The sequence below is a fragment of the Pseudoalteromonas sp. S3431 genome (genome assembly GCF_000690035.1).
GTDB classification, from domain to species: Bacteria; Pseudomonadota; Gammaproteobacteria; order Enterobacterales; family Alteromonadaceae; genus Pseudoalteromonas; species Pseudoalteromonas fuliginea.
Window position 1 is genome coordinate 17329 of sequence record NZ_JJNY01000038.1, and the last position, 18528, is coordinate 35856.

An 18528-nucleotide genomic window follows, 5' to 3' on the forward strand; every position below is an offset into this window, starting at 1 on the left:
GAGTGCACTTAGCGTATAAAATTGCCATAATACTCGCGATATTTCGCGAGGTGTATTTATGATAAAACAATTTTTAAACGATCCTAAATTATTGCTAAACGCAGTCGGTGAGGGTATATACGGTTTTGACCTGTCGGGTAATGCGGTGTTTGTTAATCCTGCCGCTGAGCGCATGACAGGTTGGTGCGCTGAGGAACTATTAGGTAAAAAAATACATCAATATCATCACCATACTCATGCTGATGGCACACCTTATCCCACTGATGAATGCCAAATTTACTGCACCATGTTTGACGGAAAACGTCGTGAAGTTAAAAATGAAGTTTTTTGGCGCAAAGACGGTAGCTCATTTGCAGTTCAATACACCTCAACACCGGTTTATCAAAATGATGAGTTAATTGGTGCTGTAGCGGTATTTCGCGACATATCACTGCAACAGCAAACACAAAATGCACTGCAAGAGGCACTTGAGCAAGTAAAGCATTTAAGTGAGCAGCTAAAAGATGAAAACAACTACTTAATTGCAGAACTTAACGAAGATTGGCAAGACTCAGGGCTAGTTGGACAAAGTCATATATTTCAAACCATGTTAGATCAAATAAAACTGGTAAGTGAAACCGACAGCACAGTGCTTATACTTGGCGAAAATGGCACGGGTAAAGAATTAGTAGCTCGTAATTTGTATAGGCTAAGCAAACGTAGCGAACAAGCCTTTATAAAAGTAAATTGCGCCGCATTTACCCCAAGTTTGCTAGAATCGGAATTGTTTGGCCATGAAAAAGGCGCGTTTACAGGTGCAAATGAACGCCGTAAAGGGCGTTTTGAACTTGCTGATAAAGGCACCTTGTTTTTAGATGAAATAGCAGAGCTGCCACTTGAGGCGCAAAGTAAACTACTAAGAGTTCTGCAAGAACAAGAGTTTGAACGTGTGGGTGGCAGCAATACGCTAAAAGTAAATATTAGAGTGATTGCAGCGACTAATCGCGACCTGTGGGAAATGGTACAAAAAGGCACGTTTAGAATTGATTTGTATTATCGGCTTAATGTATTTCCTATAAAAGTACCCGCCCTTAAAGATCGAAAAGAAGATATTCCTTATTTATGCGCTAATTTAATTGCGCAGCTAAATAAGCGGCTCGGGAAATACTTAAAAGGGCTAAGTAAAAAAGCAATTACGCAGCTGCAAGCTTACGATTGGCCAGGCAATATTAGAGAGCTGCAAAATGTACTTGAACGCGAAGCTATTTTATCTAATCAAGCGGTACTTCAGCTAAGTCAGCCTTTGCAAGCGGGTGGTGAAGTCGTTATTAATCCTTCACTTACGCTCGATGAAGCGCAAAAGCAGCATATAACCTCTGTTCTCGCGTTATCGCACTGGCAAATATCGGGTGAAAAAGGGGCGGCAGTTAAATTGGGCTTACCTGAGAGTACACTACGCTCAAAAATGCGAAAGTTAGGGATTGCTAAAAATTCGTGATATATCGCGAATTACGCTTTATATCGCGAGGTTGGTTTTTGTTTTTTAAAATAATTTCTTTAATATCAATTAAGTAATTAAAGTTTCAGCTTGGTCTGAAAGTTGCAAATACTTGCTTAATACCCGTCATTATGAAGCAAGTACTATGAAGTTTGATATTAAAGAAGAAGACATGATCATTAAGCCCTATAACACCGAAGGGCCAATTTATATCCGCGAGCAAAAAGGATTTTTTCAGCGCATACGCCGTAATTTAGGTTGGCTGCTAATGCTAACTTTTATTGCAATACCGTGGATCCAATATAACGGTCAACAAGCTGTGCTGCTTGATGTGGCAACGCAAACTTTTACTATTTTTGGTCTAACACTCCTTCCTCAAGATTTTATGATTTTAGCCCTGCTATTTATGGTGGGGGCTTTTGCATTATTTTTTGTAACTAACTGGCTTGGTCGGGTTTGGTGTGGATATACGTGCCCGCAAACAATATGGATGCTCATGTTTTCGTGGGTAGAACAACGCATAGAAGGCACTCGAAATCAGCGTATTAAATTAGATAAATCTCAGTGGACGCTAAGTACTTGGCGCAAAAAAATTACTAAGCACAGTGCGTGGATTGTTATTTCAGTTTTAACCGCGACCTCGTTTATGGCATATTTTATCCCAGCAAAAAGTTTGTATATGGAAATGCTTACGTTTGAATGGTCAGGTATTACGAGCTTTTGGGTGTTTTTATTCGCTTTTTGCACCTACGGTAATGCAGGGTTTTTACGCGAAAAAATGTGCACAATTGCTTGCCCGTATTCTCGTTTTCAGGCTGTTATGTTTGATAAAGATACGTTGCTTGTTACCTATGATAGCAAGCGCGGTGAAAGCCGAGGACCACGTAAACGCAAAGCCGATCCAAAAGAGCTTAACCTAGGTGACTGTGTAGACTGTAACTTATGTGTAGAGGTATGCCCTGCAGGAATAGATATTCGAAATGGCTTACAATATGAATGTATAAACTGTGGCTTATGTATTGATGCTTGCGACGATACCATGGAGAAATTTGGTTATCAAAAAGGCTTAATTAAATACGCCAGCGAAAAACAAATGGAGGGTAAAAAAACCAATCCATTTAGATTAAAACTAATAGGATACGGCGCATTAACGGCTTTGTTAATAATTTCTATGTTTGCATGGATGCTACAACGCACACCAATAGAAGCCTCAGTACTACGAGATAGGAATGCGCTTTATAGAGTGAACTACGAGGGCCTGGTAGAAAACCCTTATACACTTACTATTATTAATAAAACGCAGCAAGCACTGCATTACACCATTGCCATAGAGGGCTTGCCAGAAGCAACACTCTCAAGTCCAAGTTCTACACTTATACAGCCAGGTGTGATGAAAAGAGTCCCCGTTACTGTAACTGCAGATGGTTACGATATTGAGCGTAAAGTTAGCAAGTTACAATTTGTAGTAACAGCGCAAGAAGACGCCAGTATAACCATAACTAAAGATAGCCAGTTTTATAAAAACTAAGATTGATAAAATTTCATAAACAACATGCCCAAGTAGATATTCCTCTTGGGCATTTTATCTGTAGTTTTTATTATGTGTTTGCATTTATATATTTGAGTGCGCTTGTTATAACGGCCACTTGAGCTAATATACATTCTTCATCTGTGGCTGTTGGGCTATCTGGGTACACTTCGGTTGTGGTTACATAGGGCGCGTCAGTAAAGCCCATACACAAACCTAACTCACGTGCCGCATAGTTAATAACGCCAAATTGCTCTTGAGGGACGCCTATTAGCTGGTTGTTTTCATCGCTCGGGGCAATGTGCGTGACCTTTGCCACATCTTCGATAATTACTTTTTGAAATTCAGGCTCAGGCTTATTGGTATCGGCCACTAAATAAAACCCATCAGGTATGTTCCAATTAGTGTTTGTAGTGCCTTCACGGACAGCAAGTGCGGGTCTAAATTCACTGTTATCGCTGTCGGTTGTTTCGTGTAAATCAATATGAGCAACTAAGTCTATATCGAGTGATTTTACAAACGCCATAATGGCTGCTGATTCTTGAGCTGGGCTGCCTTCGTAAAATGAGCGGTTAGGATCAATAGCATCAGGGTTCCAGCGGTTTATAGTCTCATATCCCCAAGGGCTAATGCAGGGCGCAACAATAATATTAAACTGCTTTGAGTGTTGCATAGCCGATGTTTTAGCAAACCTAAGTGCGCCATGTACGCCACTGGTTTCGTAGCCATGCACACCTCCGGTGATTAAAACTGTTGGTTTATTAGCATTAAAGTTAGGCGTTTTTAATATATATAATGGGTAAGTGCCAGCGGCGTAATTAAGCTGACCGTATTGCTCTATATCTAAGGTGCTTTTAAGGTCATTAATTAGCGTTACGACTTCGTTTTGGTAACTGCGTTTAATGTTTTGGCGTGCTAACCATTGGACTTTATCGCTGTTATTCCATTTTTGTCCAGGTGTGCCAATAGGGTATGTGCTGTTAGTCATAATAAACCTTTATATCAATTGTTATTAGCCCATATAAAAAAGTAGGCAATTACAATTGTTAGAATTACTTAATAAAGGCGTAGCTTAACGCTGAGTAAATTAGCGTGCAAATTAAAACGTTAAAGTCATATTATTTATTGTGCGCTGTTGTTTAGCTTGAATATAACTTTGACTAGCAAACTCCCCTGAAATAGCGCCAGAGCGAACCCGCTCAACCAAAATAGTTAAATTGCATGCCTTACTTTTATCTATTTGCGTATCATTAAACATTATCAAATTATTTAGATTAAATGAATAACTCGACGATGTAACAGATGAAGACGTAGATTGTATTAATGTAGAGTTGTTATTTGTGGTGCAATGACTGCTTAACTCAATTGTGCTGGCGCTATTGGTATCTATACCATCAAGTTGTACTGTTATTGTGTTTGTTATGCTAAAGTTTTGCTCACTACTTGGTGTTAAAATAATAAAGTTATGAGGAAGTTCAACAGTTGAGCGTGTGCTTATTTCATCATCACGGTTAAACAATATATCAAACGGCTCGTTATCATCAGTTATGTTGATGTAGGCTTGGTAATCTACATCTAAAAAATCTGTATCTTTACTAAGTTCAACAGCTGTGCCTCGCACGATTACTTGTAATGTGTCGCTATCGCTTAATACGATGTTAGACCCATACATATCACCTGCATTTAGCTCTGCATTAATACGAGTACGACTTCCGTCAGACACAAGCTCAAAACCCGCCCAAATACCTTTCGTTTTAATTAGATCTGATGCTGTTTCTGATGTGCAAGCACACAGCATTAATATGATGCCCACGAGGGAAAAGCTTTTTTTAAACATGTTAGCTCCTTTATTTGTGAGCGTATTGTTACACAAGAAAGTACTTTTAGATGTTTAAAATTGTTAACAACTATAAAATAAATTTTAAATAAAAGATCTTGGTAGGCAGTGTTGTTTTATTTTTAGTAAAATAACGGCCAGTATTGTGAGTAAATTTATTATAAAAGAGTATGTTACAATTAGTTTATAGTCTGCTTTTGTATTGAGTATTATGGTGCAGTATGTTGCCACACCAAGTTGGTTAGGTCGTTTTTTTACCCGTATTAAGTGGGTAAGTATTGAGCAAGACGTGCTTGTTGTCCACTTTAGAGATATGACTAAACAGCAATTTTTATTAAGTGATTTCAGTAACTTTTCTGTGCTGCAAAATAGCTTGTTTAGCGCAAAAATTTATTTATGTGATCCTAATAACACATGCGTTAGTTTTTTAAAAAAAGCCGAAGCAGATGTGCTTAATAAAGCGTTAAATAAATATTTTTCAAATACGTTAGAACAAAAAGTGAACAATGCGAAAACACTTTTAAAGCGTTATGCCCTTGATGAATTTTTACGCGACAGTTCCATTGAAATCTTAAATAAAGCTGTTTTTTCTTTAAGTAAAAATTACGCACATAATCAAACCGTGTGGCAACAGCATTTATCGCCTGTTAGCGTAAAATTTTTAAGTATTTTAAGTAGTACACCAAAAACAGCAGACGCTGTAGCGCAATTACGCCATAAATATGAACAAAAGCAGCTTACCCTAAGAGATAACTTTTATAATAATGTTGAGTCTAACCCGCTCACTACAGAGCAGCGTTTAGCGGTTATACGCGATAACGATAAAAATCTAGTACTTGCAGCAGCCGGCACAGGAAAAACCTCAGTTATGGTTGCCAAATCGCTTGATTTAATCGCACGTGGAATAGCACTGCCAGAGCAGGTATTGGTACTTGCTTACAATAAAACGGCTGCACAGGAATTAAAAGAGCGCTTTATTAAACGTGCAGCACACGCCAATTTAAGTATTAAACCACCTGCCATTTTAACGTTTCATGCACTAGGATTAAAGCTATTACAAGACGCGAAAAAATCAACGAAGCTTTCTACATTTGCAACCGATGAAATACAGCAAAAAACATGGTTAACCGCATGGCTTTATAAGCAAATGCAGACCGACTCTACATTTTTGAAAAACGTTGTTGATTTACTTCACGAACCAGTCGATATTTTTAGTTTTAAAAGCAGTGCTGAGTATGAGCGCTACGTAAGAGATAACGAATATAGAAGCCTTGCAGGGCTTAAAGTTAAAAGTTATCAAGAGCTACTTATTTCAAACTGGTTATATTTACAATCAGTTGAGCATGAGTACGAGCCTCACTACAAAAATAAGCTAGAGATTTCAGCAGAAGACATAACCCTAAACGCACAATATAATCCCAATTTTCACTTATCAAAATACAATATTTATCTAGAGCACTTTGACATTGATAGAGAGGGTAATACACGCGCCGATATAAATAAAAAACGCTATAACGAGCAAATAGCTTTTAAGCGAAAACTGCATAAAAATAATAACACTATTTTACTTGAGACTTTTCACTACAATTGGTTCGAAGGCAAGTTAGAGCGGCGCTTAAGTAAACTTTTAAAGCAACATAGTGTGGCGCTTGTACCTTTAAATGACGATGAAGTATTTAGCACGTTAAATAACTCAGGGCTGTTACAACAAGGGGTTGAAAAATACTTAAAGTGCTTGCAAGCCATAAGAGCTGAGCAGCTCACTAATACGCAAATAAAACAACGTATAAAACAAAGTGGACTCAAAAACCATCAACGTTATGCCGCAATGCTTATAGCTATACATAATGCTTATATGCAAGAGCTACATACGCAACACGCCATTGATTTTGACGATATGATTATTCATGCAACAAAGGCTGTAAAAAAAGGTGAATTTAGTGTGCCTTGGAGCCATATCTTAGTTGATGAGTTTCAAGATATATCAGGTGCGCGTATGGCCTTTTTAAACACACTTATTAACAAGGGCAAAAGTGTACGTTTTACTGCCGTAGGTGATGATTGGCAGGCAATTTATCGTTTTTCGGGTGGTAATTTAGCGTTTACAACGCGTTTTAATGAGCTGGTGGGTGGCCACTCACTTACTATGTTGCAAAAAACATTTAGATATAACAACAGTATTAGCGATGTAGCAGGGCGTTTTGTAATGCAAAACCCTGAGCAATATAAAAAGCTGATCAGCACACATACGCAAGTAACCACACCACACGTTATTTTATTAGACGATTTATACCAAGGTACTAAATCGATAGAAATAAAAGTACAGCAGAGCATAAGCACGATTCAAAAAAACGATGCATCAGCGAGTATTGCCATACTTAGTCGATATCGATACATGTTAAATAGCGTACAGCAGCATTTAAAAGATAAAAAGCATACAAACTCTCTTTATTTTTGGACATTACATAGTGCTAAAGGGCTTGAAGCCGATTACTGTATTATTATTGGTTTTGAACAAGGTAAATTAGGCTTTCCTAGCGATAATCAAAATAGCGTGCTGGTGGAGTCGTTATTACCAGAGCAAGATGAATTCACTCACTCAGAGGAAAGGCGTTTGCTTTATGTAGGCATTACACGTGCTAAACATAAAGCGTACTTAATTGCAGACCCTTATGCATGCTCAGCGTTTGTAAAAGAACTAGTAAATGACGATTATCCTATTCAGATCGCTTCAACGTTGTTTAACAAGTCGCAACTAAAGCAAAGAGAGTGTAATACATGCAGCGACGGATTAATTGTGCCAAAAACGGGTCAGTATGGTAATTATTATAGCTGTACTAACACGCAAATTTGCGAAACTAAACTACGAGTGTGTAAAAGTTGTAGTAGCCCATCGGTTGATAAAAGCACGTATTCACAATGTGTAAATATAGAATGTAAAACACAGCATCCAATTTGTGAAAAATGTGGGCGTGAAATGCGGAAACGCAAATCTAAGCATGGTGAATTTTTAGGATGCAGTGGCTTTGAGCTCAAAGAAGACAGCTGTAAAAACACTCGAAAGCTAACTGTTACATGAATAGCCTATTTAAATTAACCTTAAAGTAGTACTTAAATTGTAATTAGTCGTATTTTATTGCTTTTATTTAGTATCAATGTTTAATTGATGCTACCTGAGTCTCATTATTGATTACCATGCACTTTTTCAGTCGATTTTTTTTGCTTGAAGACCATCATTTACCAACAGGGCAAATACCTAATTGGCGTGTGAGTGCTTTACGTATTATTTTTGCAACCGGTATTTTATTATGCCTAGCTATATCGCTTCATAAATCTAAACAAGCTGCTGAATTTAATATTTTATACTTTGTAGGACTAAGCGTTAGTTTCTTTTTTATAACGACCTTATTATTAGCAGCAAGCAAAAGGTATTATATATTTTGTGCGCATGCACTGCTGCTCTCTATAGTTGCAGCAAGTCTGTGTATTAACTTATTCGTGACCGATTTAGAGCTGGCAAAAATTGGCTCGATATATATGTTTTCGTGCCCTTTAATCGCACTAATGTTAATAGGGTGCAGAACGGCCATTTTTTATGCTGTGTTAAATATAATTCCTTTTTATATTATAGTTAACGACATAAATCTATCTTCTTTATCTGGTGTCTCAACTAAACTTTCTGATGAAAAGCTGTATATTACAAGCCTTATATTTTTATCTTTAAATGTTTGTATTCCACTTGCTTTTGCTCGCACTATTGTTGCGGCAAAACGCTTAAATAAAAGTATGAAGAGCGCTAATACTTACCTCAAAGATAAAAACGATCTTTACAGGGCTCTTTTTACTGAATCAAACAAAGCGAAGATTATTGTAGATGAAAATTTTGTGATTACAGATTTTAATCAACATGCTATTGATATGTTTGATATTAAAAAACATTTAAAAGAACATGGCGTTAAACTATTCAATTTATTACCTTCGCTTGATGTTGATGAGCTTGATGCTCAAGATCAAATTGTTAAACACAAAAACAGTTTTTTTCGGACTAACTACCAGCACGTAATGAGTGCTAATTATCGTGTTTATGATTTTTATGATTGTACTCAAGAACAGTTAATCAAACAAAACTTAACTATAATGGAGCAAGAAAACAAGCGCTTACGCTTTAGAGATCCACAAACAAAGCTACCAAATAGAGGATGGTTTGAAACACAGTGCAACAGATTAACCATTAAATATCACAAAGGCTTTTATATTGTGGTTACACAAACGGCTAATAGTGAGTATTTAAATTTAAAGTTTACTAAAATTGATTCACAAGCTTTGCTAATTAGTGCATTTAAGCGTTTAAAAAAGATGCCAGAAGGCCCTTTGTTGTGTGCGCATGTAGGAGTGGGGAAACTGGCTTTTATTGTTGGAACACATTCGGCAAACGAACTAAAAGATAAACTTTTGGTAAATATAAAAAACACGTTAGACGAAACATATAATGTACTTGGAAATAAGTGTCAGCAAACTTTTTTATTTGGTTTTGCGCGCTACCCAAATCATGGGAAAAGTAGTGCTGAAGTGTTAACAAATGCCTGCGAAGCACTTAAATTAGCAAACAGTAATTCTCCTATTTGCAGCTATAGTGAAGAACAATCACAAGCGTTTATAGAAAAATACGAAATATCAATGTTGCTCGATGAAGCGCTTCAACAAGGTGATTTATCGGTGTACTACCAACCAAAAGTGAATGCTAAAGGAGAGTGCATAGGGCTCGAAGCACTCACGAGGTGGCATAGTTCAATACTTGGCAACGTATCACCAGTTGTATTTATACCTATTGCAGAAGAGTACAGAATGATCAGTAGGTTAACTGATTTGATTATTCAAAAAGTGTGTGCTCAAATTGCTCAGTGGTCTACAATAGATATGCCAAGTGTGCCTATAGCAATAAATATATCTTTAATTGATTTCAGCCAGCCTGACTTTATTTCAAAACTAGTAAAATCTTTAGCTGATTTTAACGTAAAGCCGCAGCAAATAGAGTTAGAGCTTACTGAGACCTCACTTGAAGCAAATCAAGGCCATTCATTAAAGCTAATGCAAACATTGCAATCGTGGGGTTTTATAATATCAGTTGACGATTTTGGGGTCGGATACTCAAATATTGCTCGTCTTGCCCATTATCCTATAAATAAGCTCAAACTCGACCGTTCTCTTATCAGTCAAATTACTCATTCTTCACGTCAAAAGAGTTTAGTAAAAGCGATACTCGTTATGTGCGAAGAATTAGATATAAAATGTGTTGCCGAAGGTGTTGAAACGCAAGAACAAGTTGCTATTATGGCGGAAATGGGTTGTAAAGAGTTCCAAGGTTTTTATTTTGCACAACCTATTACGGTTAAAAATTATGAGGCTCATATAAATAAACACGGAACAAAATTTATAGCTGCTAAAAATAATGAAAAACAAGTCTTTTAATTCCGGTAGTAATTGGCGACTACTTTATTGAGTTAATGTTTTAGATTTAACTGAACGGCTCAATTTACTAACCATTACTATATAAATTAACCTAAAATCTGGTTAAGAGATTTACTAACGTATTGAATGATTTTGATATTTTAATTTATTTTCTCTAGCCAGAGACTTTTAGCAAATTCAACGCAGTTAGTGCTGAAAATAGCTGCTCGAGATAGATTTATTATCCAGAGTTCAGGTTAAGTACTTACTCCTACGAGGCTAAAAATATCGTACTGCGATTAAACCGCCCCTAGATAGAACAAATTTTAATCCTGAAAGGTCAGCAGGCCTTAGAGTTTATATTATGAAATACGTATTTTTAGTTTTGCCAAAAACTGCAATTAACACAATCTTTTGCCATATTTTTAATGGTTGTATTTTCAACAAACTTAGCTTGTAAAGAGCAAAGCCAAACGTTGGTTTTAGCCGGTAGCACATTTTCGGTATGCTCTAGTTCGAATTTAAAAAGTTGTAAAAATAACACGAAAATTCTAGGTAAAAAGCATCGTTTATTTACAATCACAAGCGCTAAAATTAATCAAATTAACTCACGCTGGCCCAATAATAACAGCGTAACTAAGTTGGAAACGTTTAACTCGTTGACCGCATTACATCCTAAAAGTACTTCACCAATGACTAAAGCTGAATTGCTTTGGCTATGGCGTGATATAAATAACGAAGAGCTAAGTCGTTTGACAGATCAAGAGTTCGATTTTTTGTTTGATATGTTAGAAACGCATCAATTAGATAATGATGGCGAGCGTTTGAAAGAACAAGTAAACACTGAACTCAATAACGAGAGCGCGACTAATAATATTTTACAATTTGTGTCGGGCAGTTTAAAAGTTAATAACGTAAAACCTACAATGCTTGCTATTACGGCATCGAGCCGCGACCCTTATGAGTCGGCAGATGTAGCGCAGAGTCTTTTAGAGCAATCAAATATAAGCACTCAATGGTTAGCACTAACGCCCGCGCTTGCTAAAGCGATTACGAGTAACTCGTGCGATAAATTACCAGCGCTCAGAAATACATTAATGAATGTGTATAACCGCGAAGTGATTTATCTCGATCGCACAAAGGCCGAATACGCTTTATGTAGAAGTGGCACTAATGCACTTGTATCACTTATTAAAAGCAGTACCGGCGTTATGTTTAATGATGGTGATGCGGCTTTAACACACAAGATATTATTTGATCAAAACAATAACCCATACCCGTGGACGCAAGCATTGCAAACTCGCCCAGTAATTGTAGGTGAAGGAGCCGGTGCTGCAATCCAAAGTAAAGTGACGGGCATGCTTACAAATACGACAAGCCTTGAGGCACTTCGTAAAAGTGAAAATAACACTAATGCTGGTGGGCTGGGCAGTTTTAACTTTGGTGTACTAGATACTCAATTTAGCGAACAAAACCGTACATTTAGGCTCGCGGCAGCGTTAAATAAAAACGAAGTCAAAAATACTAAAACAGAGATTCAACATGGTTTTGGTATTGATGAAAATACGGCTTTGGTTGTTATTAAATCACCAGAAGGTAGTTTAATAACCGTAATAGGCAAAAGTGGTGTAGTACATTTAGCTAACCAAGGTAAAGCCCAACCAAATAGTAAAAGTTATAGCTACTCCTACTGGCCTACAGGCAGTGTAATTGATATTACCAATAACACGTTTACTCTAAGTGATCGCACTATAAGCCAAGCGTTACCGGCTATAAAAATACCTCCACTGCCTGTGCAGCGTTTTAGTGCAATTTTAAAAAATTCAAAACTGCGCTCACTAACTCAAGCTATGTGCCTAAGCCAAGAGCAAAGTGCGGTAGCCCAACAAGACGAGTTTATAATTAGCCTCACAGCAACGAGTGACACACAGTATCATCGCATCAATGCAAAAGAGTTTGGTTGTGCGCTAAGCAATTTAGAGTTAGCTATAAAGTCGATTTAGTGACTAACCTGAGCCAAGGGTTTAAGTTTTTGGCTCTTCTCTATAAACTAGCCACATAATGATTTAAAAGCCTAGCCAAGGCCTTACTAAAAGAGTGTTAAAATGAATAAAGAAAATGATGTAATTTCTAGTCTAGCCGAATTAGAAAGCTTTTTATTAAATGTAGAAAACGGCGGTCTTGGCCTTAAGGGGGTTTCGGGCGTTGGTATGGCAACAAACAATAGTGATGGTAGTCGTTTTGTAGCCGTGTTTGATGACCAACAAAAATTACTTTTAGCGCGCGGTATTACTGAAGATATATTCCAAACCGGGCAAGACATGGTACGCAATGGTGTATGGCGTAAGCACTAAAGTAGTACCTTTTAAATATTATAGATACGCCTTTAGGCGCTTTTATAACTTAGTTTTTATAAAATAAATGCTTAGCTTGTCATCTTAGCTTAAAGTTAAACTATCAAAAAATTCCTTTCATAAAATAACCAATGTGAACTCTGATATAAATATTTAATAACATAGATTTATTATCGATTTGCTCGGTTTTTACTTAGCCCACAAGGGTACTAAAGCATGTCTGTCATACCGTTTAAAAAGTAAGAATATTTCTTTTAAATGGAATCAATAAAATATAGAAGTAAATGCACCAAAAGAGAGCATTATTTTTCGTTATCATCATAATAGTTAATTACTTATAAATTAAAAAATAAAATACTGTTTAAAATCAGGTTATTAAATGTTGGTTCGTATCTTGCAATTAAAAATCATCCGCATTCTTAATTGGGCCACACTATTTTGATAATATTTTTACCTATAACTTTATTAATAAAAAATTTAGGATTAAAAATTTATTTTTGGATAACATTAACTATCTTCTTTGGCTTTTTTGTAAGTTTATTTTATTTTCCAATAGTGAAGTTAATCTTTGTTTTTGTCGTTGTCGTTCTTTTATATCTTCTATCGGGCATTGCTTGTATTGCAAGTTCACAATTAAAACAAATAAAGAGTGTTATTGAACACATTAATACTAAAAATTTCGATCACCGCGATATTCATTTTAACAGTTTGGCAAACTCAGAATTTATTGAGGAGTTACTAGTAAAATATCGTGAGTTAGGTCGAGTTATTACCCATCATAATGAAAAAAATAAAGAGGTTGAGTATTCCGCGATTCAGGTTATTGAAATTTCATCGGAAGTAAAAAATAATGTTTTGCTTCAATCCGACGCTATAAATTCAACAGCATCAGCAGTGACACAAATGAGCCATTCACTAAGCGAGATCAATAACGAAATATCTAAAACACATCACTCTTCATGTTTAGCTTCAGAAATAGCTAATCAGGGTAGAGACACTTTAGTGTCACTAAGTAATGCGGTAACCAACGTAAATAAAAGGGCCAAAATAACCCAGCAGCGTATGGTTTCGTTGAATGAATTAGTTATAAATGTTGAAAAGATCACTGAATCGATACAACAAATTTCTCAACAAATAAATCTACTAGCACTTAATGCTTCAATTGAAGCGGCTCGAGCAGGAGAGTTTGGTTTAGGTTTTGCTGTTGTTGCAGAAGAAGTTCGAGCTTTAGCTAAACGTACACATAATTCTACGGACAGTATTGTGGCCAATATTGATGATGTATTGAAAGAAAGCAGTGAGATTGTTAGCACGATGAGTGAGGTCGTTATACAAACTGATGTTTGCCTTCAAAAAGTTAATGAGGTCGATATTTCATTTAACGATATCGAAAAAGCAACTGAGCAGGTTAAGCATCAAATGGAAATAGTGAGTAATGTGTCAACCGAGCAGGCAGCTGCAACCCATGAGATTTCTGAACATATTGCGCAAGTTGTTCTTGGTGCACAAGCTAATTCAGATATAGCGGTCCAATCTCAATTAGTTGCAAATCATTTACGTAAATTAACCCAAAGGCAATAGTCGTTCTTATTAAGGAGTGTAATATGCAATGGATAACCTTAACTACAGCTACTTTTTGTATCCTTATTATTTTTTTGATAAAAAAAATGAAAATAAGCAACAATAAAAAAATACAAAAAGACGGACTCGTACATATTTGTCAGATCAAAAGGATAATTATTTTCGCTCAACAACACCGAGGACTCACTGCTGCTTGGTTAAATGGCGATACTAACGCAGAGGCTAAATTGACTGGTATTAAAAAATTAATTTCTCAAGAAATTAACTCTTTAATGCTTTCACCTGTTGCTAAAAATGAGCGTTGGGCAGCCTTTACTGATCATTGGGGTAGACTTCTTAGTTTTAACAATAAATCATCGGTCAGCAATAGTTTTGAACAGCATACTATGATGATTAAAAACTTAGCCTATTTATTAGAGGATACCGCTGAAAGCTCGCATTTAACGGCCGATTTTTTACCAAAAATAAATAATATAGGGTATGTTTGGCGCGAGTTAATATTAACGACAGAAAATATAGGCCAGTCACGAGCCATTGGAGTGAGCGTTGCTGTTCAACAATGCTGTTCAAGTGTTGATAAAATCAGGTTAAATTTTTTAATTCAAACAATGGCAAAAACCACTATTGATACTTTACAACGATTATCACATCTACCAGAAGAGCACCATACCCACACTAATCTAGTGAAAAAAGCGACTGAAAGTATGAATAAATTAATAGAAGTGATGACGTCAGAATTAGTTGGTGCAGCTAAAGTTGCGATAGATAGTAATCAGTACTTTGAACTCGCAACTGAGACTATGTCAAAGATGAATGATATTTTTGATCACCAAGTGAAGCAATTAAATAAAGTTATATAAGATTTAAAATTAATTTCATATAGCTCTGCGGCCTCCGTTAGAAATGGAGATTACCAACGCTCAACCCAAGAAAGTAAATTTAGTGCATAGGTTTGCTTAATTAATGAGGCTGTCTAATTTAGTTAATGATAGTAAAACTCATCTACCTCACCTCTTAATGGTTATATGCTTTGATACCATTAAAAAAATAACCCTTAAGACACTTAGTTTTCTAAATGGCTGCCTTAAATCTTGATAATTTAAATCTCATTTACAAATCATGCAAAGGAATACAGAAGTGCGTCTTTATAAATTAGCAGTGGTCTCAGTACTAGTTTCAGGCTGTCTTTCAGCAAATGAATCAACCATCCCACTAAATGAAATTGCCCTAATGGATCGTCAATCTTTAATTGAAATCTTCAAAGAATCTCCGACGGTTGAAATTGAAGTTAATCTTACCTTCAATGAGATTGGGAGTGATAAAGAGGATTTATTAAAAAAATCACAGCTAAACCATTACCTAATTTTGAAGGTTTAACCTTTTCCGTACCCAATAAGCAACAATATTTATCGAAAAAGAACAATCTCATTTCCACACAACCTATTTGCAAAGTAGGACTAGTATCTGCGGGTAAAACTGTTTATAAAAAATCTAAAACGAGTGCATTAGAGTTAATTCACAGTTGTGGTACGAGTGGTTGTGGGTATGACTTCAAACTCCACCTTTTACCTGCTAAGGAGGTTTGCAAAGTGCTGTAGTGGTCAAAAGTTAATTCATTGAGTGATGAAATTAAGGGGAGGCAGAAAAAGCAGCTACAGACACTGCGATTAAAAAGCGAAGTAATTCGCAGCAGCTTGTTAAAAAGCAGTTAAAAAAACCAAAGAAACGGGCGAAAAACCAACTCAACAGGCTGCTGTACTTTATACCAGTCTTAGTTTAAGAACATAAAAGATATTGGATAACTTAATGTGACAGGGCACTTAGATTGAAATTAAACAGCAAAATATGAAACTGAGACAATAAGGTTTAGAACTTTCAGGACTAGTTCCCCGACAGCTTAGTGCCAAGGGCAGCCGTTGGTAACCTTAGCCTATTTTTTATAATTCTAATTTTACAAGTGCATCTTGCTCACCTTGATATAAATAAACTGGGACGATTTCATGTTTTCCATTATTTTTTCTAAGCTGAAAGTAATTCTCAGTACACTCATAAGAGTACGAGTTGTTTTCCCGGGGTATGATTTTTAGTTTATTCTCACCTTCATATTGGGAATAAAGTGTACCGTTTTCGAACAAAATATTTAAAATTTTCGAATCGGAAGAACGATAACTTCCAACTAAAGATGCTGCTAGGGCCTTTGCTTTTTGACTATTTACTTGCTTAGGAGATAAATTTAGTTGTAGCGCTATCATGTCTAATAGAGCAGGGCCTGGGTGTTTTGTGTCGATGTTGGTTAAAGCTGTAGCGGTTAAATCTTCATTTGGGAAATAGACATGCCAAGCAAAAAATCCGGGAACCTGACCTTGGTGGCTAAAGCTATCTAATCCACTTATTTTGTATATATCTAAGCCATATCCATAATCCACATGCGAATTATTATTTAATAATGCCTTGGTGGTCATTAGTTTATAGTTTTCTTTTGAAATTACATGCCCTGACTTTAATGCATTTTGCCAAAGGTGCATATCAGCAAGTGTAGAAGCAATAGCGCCCGCAGAATAGATCCAACTACGATCAACATTCCATTGCCTTTCAGTTGAATCTTCAGGGTTAATATACTTTTTAGGCTCATTACGACTAGTAGTGTAGCCGTTTACTTTCCCAGCAGATGTTCCTTTAGTAATAACAAAAGTATTATCCATTTTCAGAGGTTTAAAAAATGTGTTTGACATGAACTGGTCATATGAAGTATCAGAAGCAACTTCAATGACTTTTCCCAGAAAGACGTAACCCAAATTTGAATAACTATATTTTTTACCAGACTCAGAGTTAAGATGTTGTTTACTTATATTTTGTATAACTAAGTCAATAGAAGCATACTTATCATAAATTTTACTTACTGAAGGTTCCCCTAAGTAATCTGGCAGGCCAGAAGTATGGCTTAAAACTCTATCAATCGTTAAATACCTAAACTCAGGGTTAATATCAGGAATAAATTGCTCTAATGTATCTTGTAATGATAGCTTTTTTTCTTCCGATAGTTTCAAGATCGCTGCAGCAGTAAATGTTTTCGTGACAGAACCTATTTGAAATATATCATCTACATTGAGAGGCCTCTCAGTATCAATATTTGCCAAACCAACCGCACCACTATAAATATGTTTACCTGACTGTTCTAATCTAACAACCATGCCAGGAGCTTCTGAAGAGTTATGGCACTGCATTAATTCAGCAAAGTTGTGTTGTTGTGCAACAGCTTTTATTCCATACAACCCTACAAAAAGACAAAAAAATATATTTTTTCCCATAAACTATGTTCCCTTAATCATTTAATAAATCTGTAAATAAAAAACACAGATTACACTTGTAATCAATGATATTACATATAGCAGCTGCTTGCAATTTAATAAATAAAACCAATATTATTCAATAGCTTATTTGATTTTTTCAATGAAGGTATATTTGCTTATAATGGCCAAGTGAATGTAACAGCTTTATCAGAGGTAATTTTTTACCTTAACGTGGTAGGGTTCTTATTTTAGTCTTTTCTATTAATAGTAAAAGGGTAAGTTATTGCTAATTAAGAGTATTATTAGAAGCGAAGATTGTTTTTATATAAAAACTAAATAACTTCTTTTATCATATTACTTAGATGGTACGAGTTAAATCAACTAGCTACTCAATGTCTACTTTATCGGGTCAGGTCAACCCGCTGCTTAGTCCCAATTGCGGACATTAGTCACGCCTCGTTAACGGGACGATTTTAAAAATGTGATTTTTCTGACCGTCTATGACATAACTGATTTCCATACACTGGCCTTTAGTGATGAAGTTATCGGTATGATCATCGCCAGTAAAATATAAACTTTGAGTGTAATTGTTAAATTGGAATTTTGTATTTTCGATTACGAACGTTTCCGTACGGTAGTTTGTTGGTGAAGTCTCAGAATTGTAATGTTTCACGCATCCAACTACCATCTGATACTTTTTCTCATCAATGATTTGGCGTAAATGTGAAACTTTAAAGTAACCAAAGATACTATCCGATACCAAAACGCAAGATAAAAAACCAAAACCCAAAAGAAATTTGTTGCTACTTATTTTTAAAATCTCTGAAATATATTGAGTAACGTCAGAAAATTTAAATAATATAAATAAAAGCAGTGCTATCGGGAAAATAGGTAAAAGCTGAACTAAAGCAAAACCTATCTGAGTTTCAAAATATGCACCTGAGTTCAACTTAGTCCTGCTAATAATTTAATAGTGCGATAAAGAAGAGAGTTTAATTTATAACAATTTGAAA

At 35.9% G+C, this 18528-nt stretch carries 13 protein-coding genes; 9 read left to right on the plus strand and 4 right to left on the minus strand.

What is annotated here, in order from left to right; translation table 11 throughout:
• The first annotated feature begins 58 nt into the window (after positions 1 to 58).
• Both DO88_RS10270 and ccoG read left to right on the plus strand, forming a co-directional pair.
• Positions 59 to 1477 carry a sigma-54 interaction domain-containing protein gene (locus DO88_RS10270; protein WP_033039165.1) on the plus strand — a complete coding sequence of 473 codons (1419 nt, stop codon included), beginning with the start codon at positions 59 to 61 and terminating at the stop codon, positions 1475 to 1477.
• 145 nt (positions 1478 to 1622) lie between these two features.
• Positions 1623 to 3005, plus strand: a complete 1383-nt coding sequence (ccoG, locus tag DO88_RS10265; RefSeq protein ID WP_033039168.1) for a cytochrome c oxidase accessory protein CcoG — start codon at positions 1623 to 1625, stop codon at positions 3003 to 3005.
• A gap of 70 nt (positions 3006 to 3075) precedes the next feature.
• Here the strand turns inward: ccoG and DO88_RS10260 are convergent, their stop codons facing one another.
• On the minus strand, positions 3076 to 3993 hold the full coding sequence (locus DO88_RS10260) for a M14 family metallopeptidase (RefSeq protein WP_033039171.1): 918 nt from the start codon (positions 3991 to 3993) through the stop codon (positions 3076 to 3078).
• A gap of 111 nt (positions 3994 to 4104) precedes the next feature.
• Complete coding sequence (locus DO88_RS10255; protein WP_033030990.1) at positions 4105 to 4842, minus strand: hypothetical protein; 738 nt, start codon at positions 4840 to 4842, stop codon at positions 4105 to 4107.
• Positions 4843 to 5053: 211 nt separating this feature from the next.
• Here DO88_RS10255 and DO88_RS10250 point away from each other — a divergent pair, with 211 nt between their 5' ends.
• From DO88_RS10250 to DO88_RS10235, 7 genes are all read left to right on the plus strand, one after another.
• Positions 5054 to 7921, plus strand: coding sequence for a UvrD-helicase domain-containing protein (locus DO88_RS10250; protein WP_033039174.1), 2868 nt, complete (start codon positions 5054 to 5056; stop codon positions 7919 to 7921).
• A 116-nt stretch (positions 7922 to 8037) separates the two neighbouring features.
• Positions 8038 to 10311 carry a putative bifunctional diguanylate cyclase/phosphodiesterase gene (locus DO88_RS18725; RefSeq protein ID WP_084166024.1) on the plus strand — a complete coding sequence of 758 codons (2274 nt, stop codon included), beginning with the start codon at positions 8038 to 8040 and terminating at the stop codon, positions 10309 to 10311.
• A 407-nt stretch (positions 10312 to 10718) separates the two neighbouring features.
• The gene (locus tag DO88_RS0118295) at positions 10719 to 12293 is read left to right on the plus strand and encodes a cyanophycinase (RefSeq protein WP_232224799.1); all 1575 of its coding nucleotides are present in this window, start codon (positions 10719 to 10721) and stop codon (positions 12291 to 12293) included.
• 102 nt (positions 12294 to 12395) lie between these two features.
• Entirely contained in the window at positions 12396 to 12644 is a 249-nt protein-coding gene (locus DO88_RS10245) for a hypothetical protein (RefSeq protein ID WP_033039180.1), read from the plus strand.
• A 438-nt stretch (positions 12645 to 13082) separates the two neighbouring features.
• The gene (locus tag DO88_RS0118300; protein ID WP_232224800.1) at positions 13083 to 14225 is read left to right on the plus strand and encodes a methyl-accepting chemotaxis protein; all 1143 of its coding nucleotides are present in this window, start codon (positions 13083 to 13085) and stop codon (positions 14223 to 14225) included.
• A 23-nt stretch (positions 14226 to 14248) separates the two neighbouring features.
• Positions 14249 to 15085, plus strand: a complete 837-nt coding sequence (locus DO88_RS10240; protein WP_008136239.1) for a nitrate- and nitrite sensing domain-containing protein — start codon at positions 14249 to 14251, stop codon at positions 15083 to 15085.
• 277 nt (positions 15086 to 15362) lie between these two features.
• Positions 15363 to 15602, plus strand: coding sequence for a hypothetical protein (locus DO88_RS10235; protein WP_033030994.1), 240 nt, complete (start codon positions 15363 to 15365; stop codon positions 15600 to 15602).
• A 560-nt stretch (positions 15603 to 16162) separates the two neighbouring features.
• Here the strand turns inward: DO88_RS10235 and DO88_RS10230 are convergent.
• Both DO88_RS10230 and DO88_RS10225 read right to left on the minus strand, forming a co-directional pair.
• Positions 16163 to 17533: a serine hydrolase domain-containing protein gene (locus DO88_RS10230; protein WP_033039181.1), complete on the minus strand. Its 1371-nt coding sequence runs from the start codon at positions 17531 to 17533 to the stop codon at positions 16163 to 16165.
• A 427-nt stretch (positions 17534 to 17960) separates the two neighbouring features.
• Entirely contained in the window at positions 17961 to 18464 is a 504-nt protein-coding gene (locus DO88_RS10225; RefSeq protein ID WP_033039182.1) for a hypothetical protein, read from the minus strand.
• Between the last annotated feature and the right edge of the window lie 64 nt (positions 18465 to 18528).

Excerpts from the sequence above, each read along its gene's own strand:
- DO88_RS10245 (WP_033039180.1), top strand. The coding sequence starts at position 12,396 with ATGAATAAAGAAAATGATGTAATTTCTAGTCTAGCCGAATTAGAAAGC.
- DO88_RS10240 (WP_008136239.1), top strand. The coding sequence starts at position 14,249 with ATGCAATGGATAACCTTAACTACAGCTACTTTTTGTATCCTTATTATT.
- ccoG (WP_033039168.1), top strand. The coding sequence starts at position 1,623 with ATGAAGTTTGATATTAAAGAAGAAGACATGATCATTAAGCCCTATAAC.
- DO88_RS0118295 (WP_232224799.1), top strand. The coding sequence starts at position 10,719 with ATGGTTGTATTTTCAACAAACTTAGCTTGTAAAGAGCAAAGCCAAACG.
- DO88_RS10250 (WP_033039174.1), top strand. The coding sequence starts at position 5,054 with ATGGTGCAGTATGTTGCCACACCAAGTTGGTTAGGTCGTTTTTTTACC.
- DO88_RS10230 (WP_033039181.1), bottom strand. The coding sequence starts at position 17,533 with ATGGGAAAAAATATATTTTTTTGTCTTTTTGTAGGGTTGTATGGAATA.
- DO88_RS10270 (WP_033039165.1), top strand. The coding sequence starts at position 59 with ATGATAAAACAATTTTTAAACGATCCTAAATTATTGCTAAACGCAGTC.
- DO88_RS10260 (WP_033039171.1), bottom strand. The coding sequence starts at position 3,993 with ATGACTAACAGCACATACCCTATTGGCACACCTGGACAAAAATGGAAT.
- DO88_RS10255 (WP_033030990.1), bottom strand. The coding sequence starts at position 4,842 with ATGTTTAAAAAAAGCTTTTCCCTCGTGGGCATCATATTAATGCTGTGT.
- DO88_RS18725 (WP_084166024.1), top strand. The coding sequence starts at position 8,038 with ATGCACTTTTTCAGTCGATTTTTTTTGCTTGAAGACCATCATTTACCA.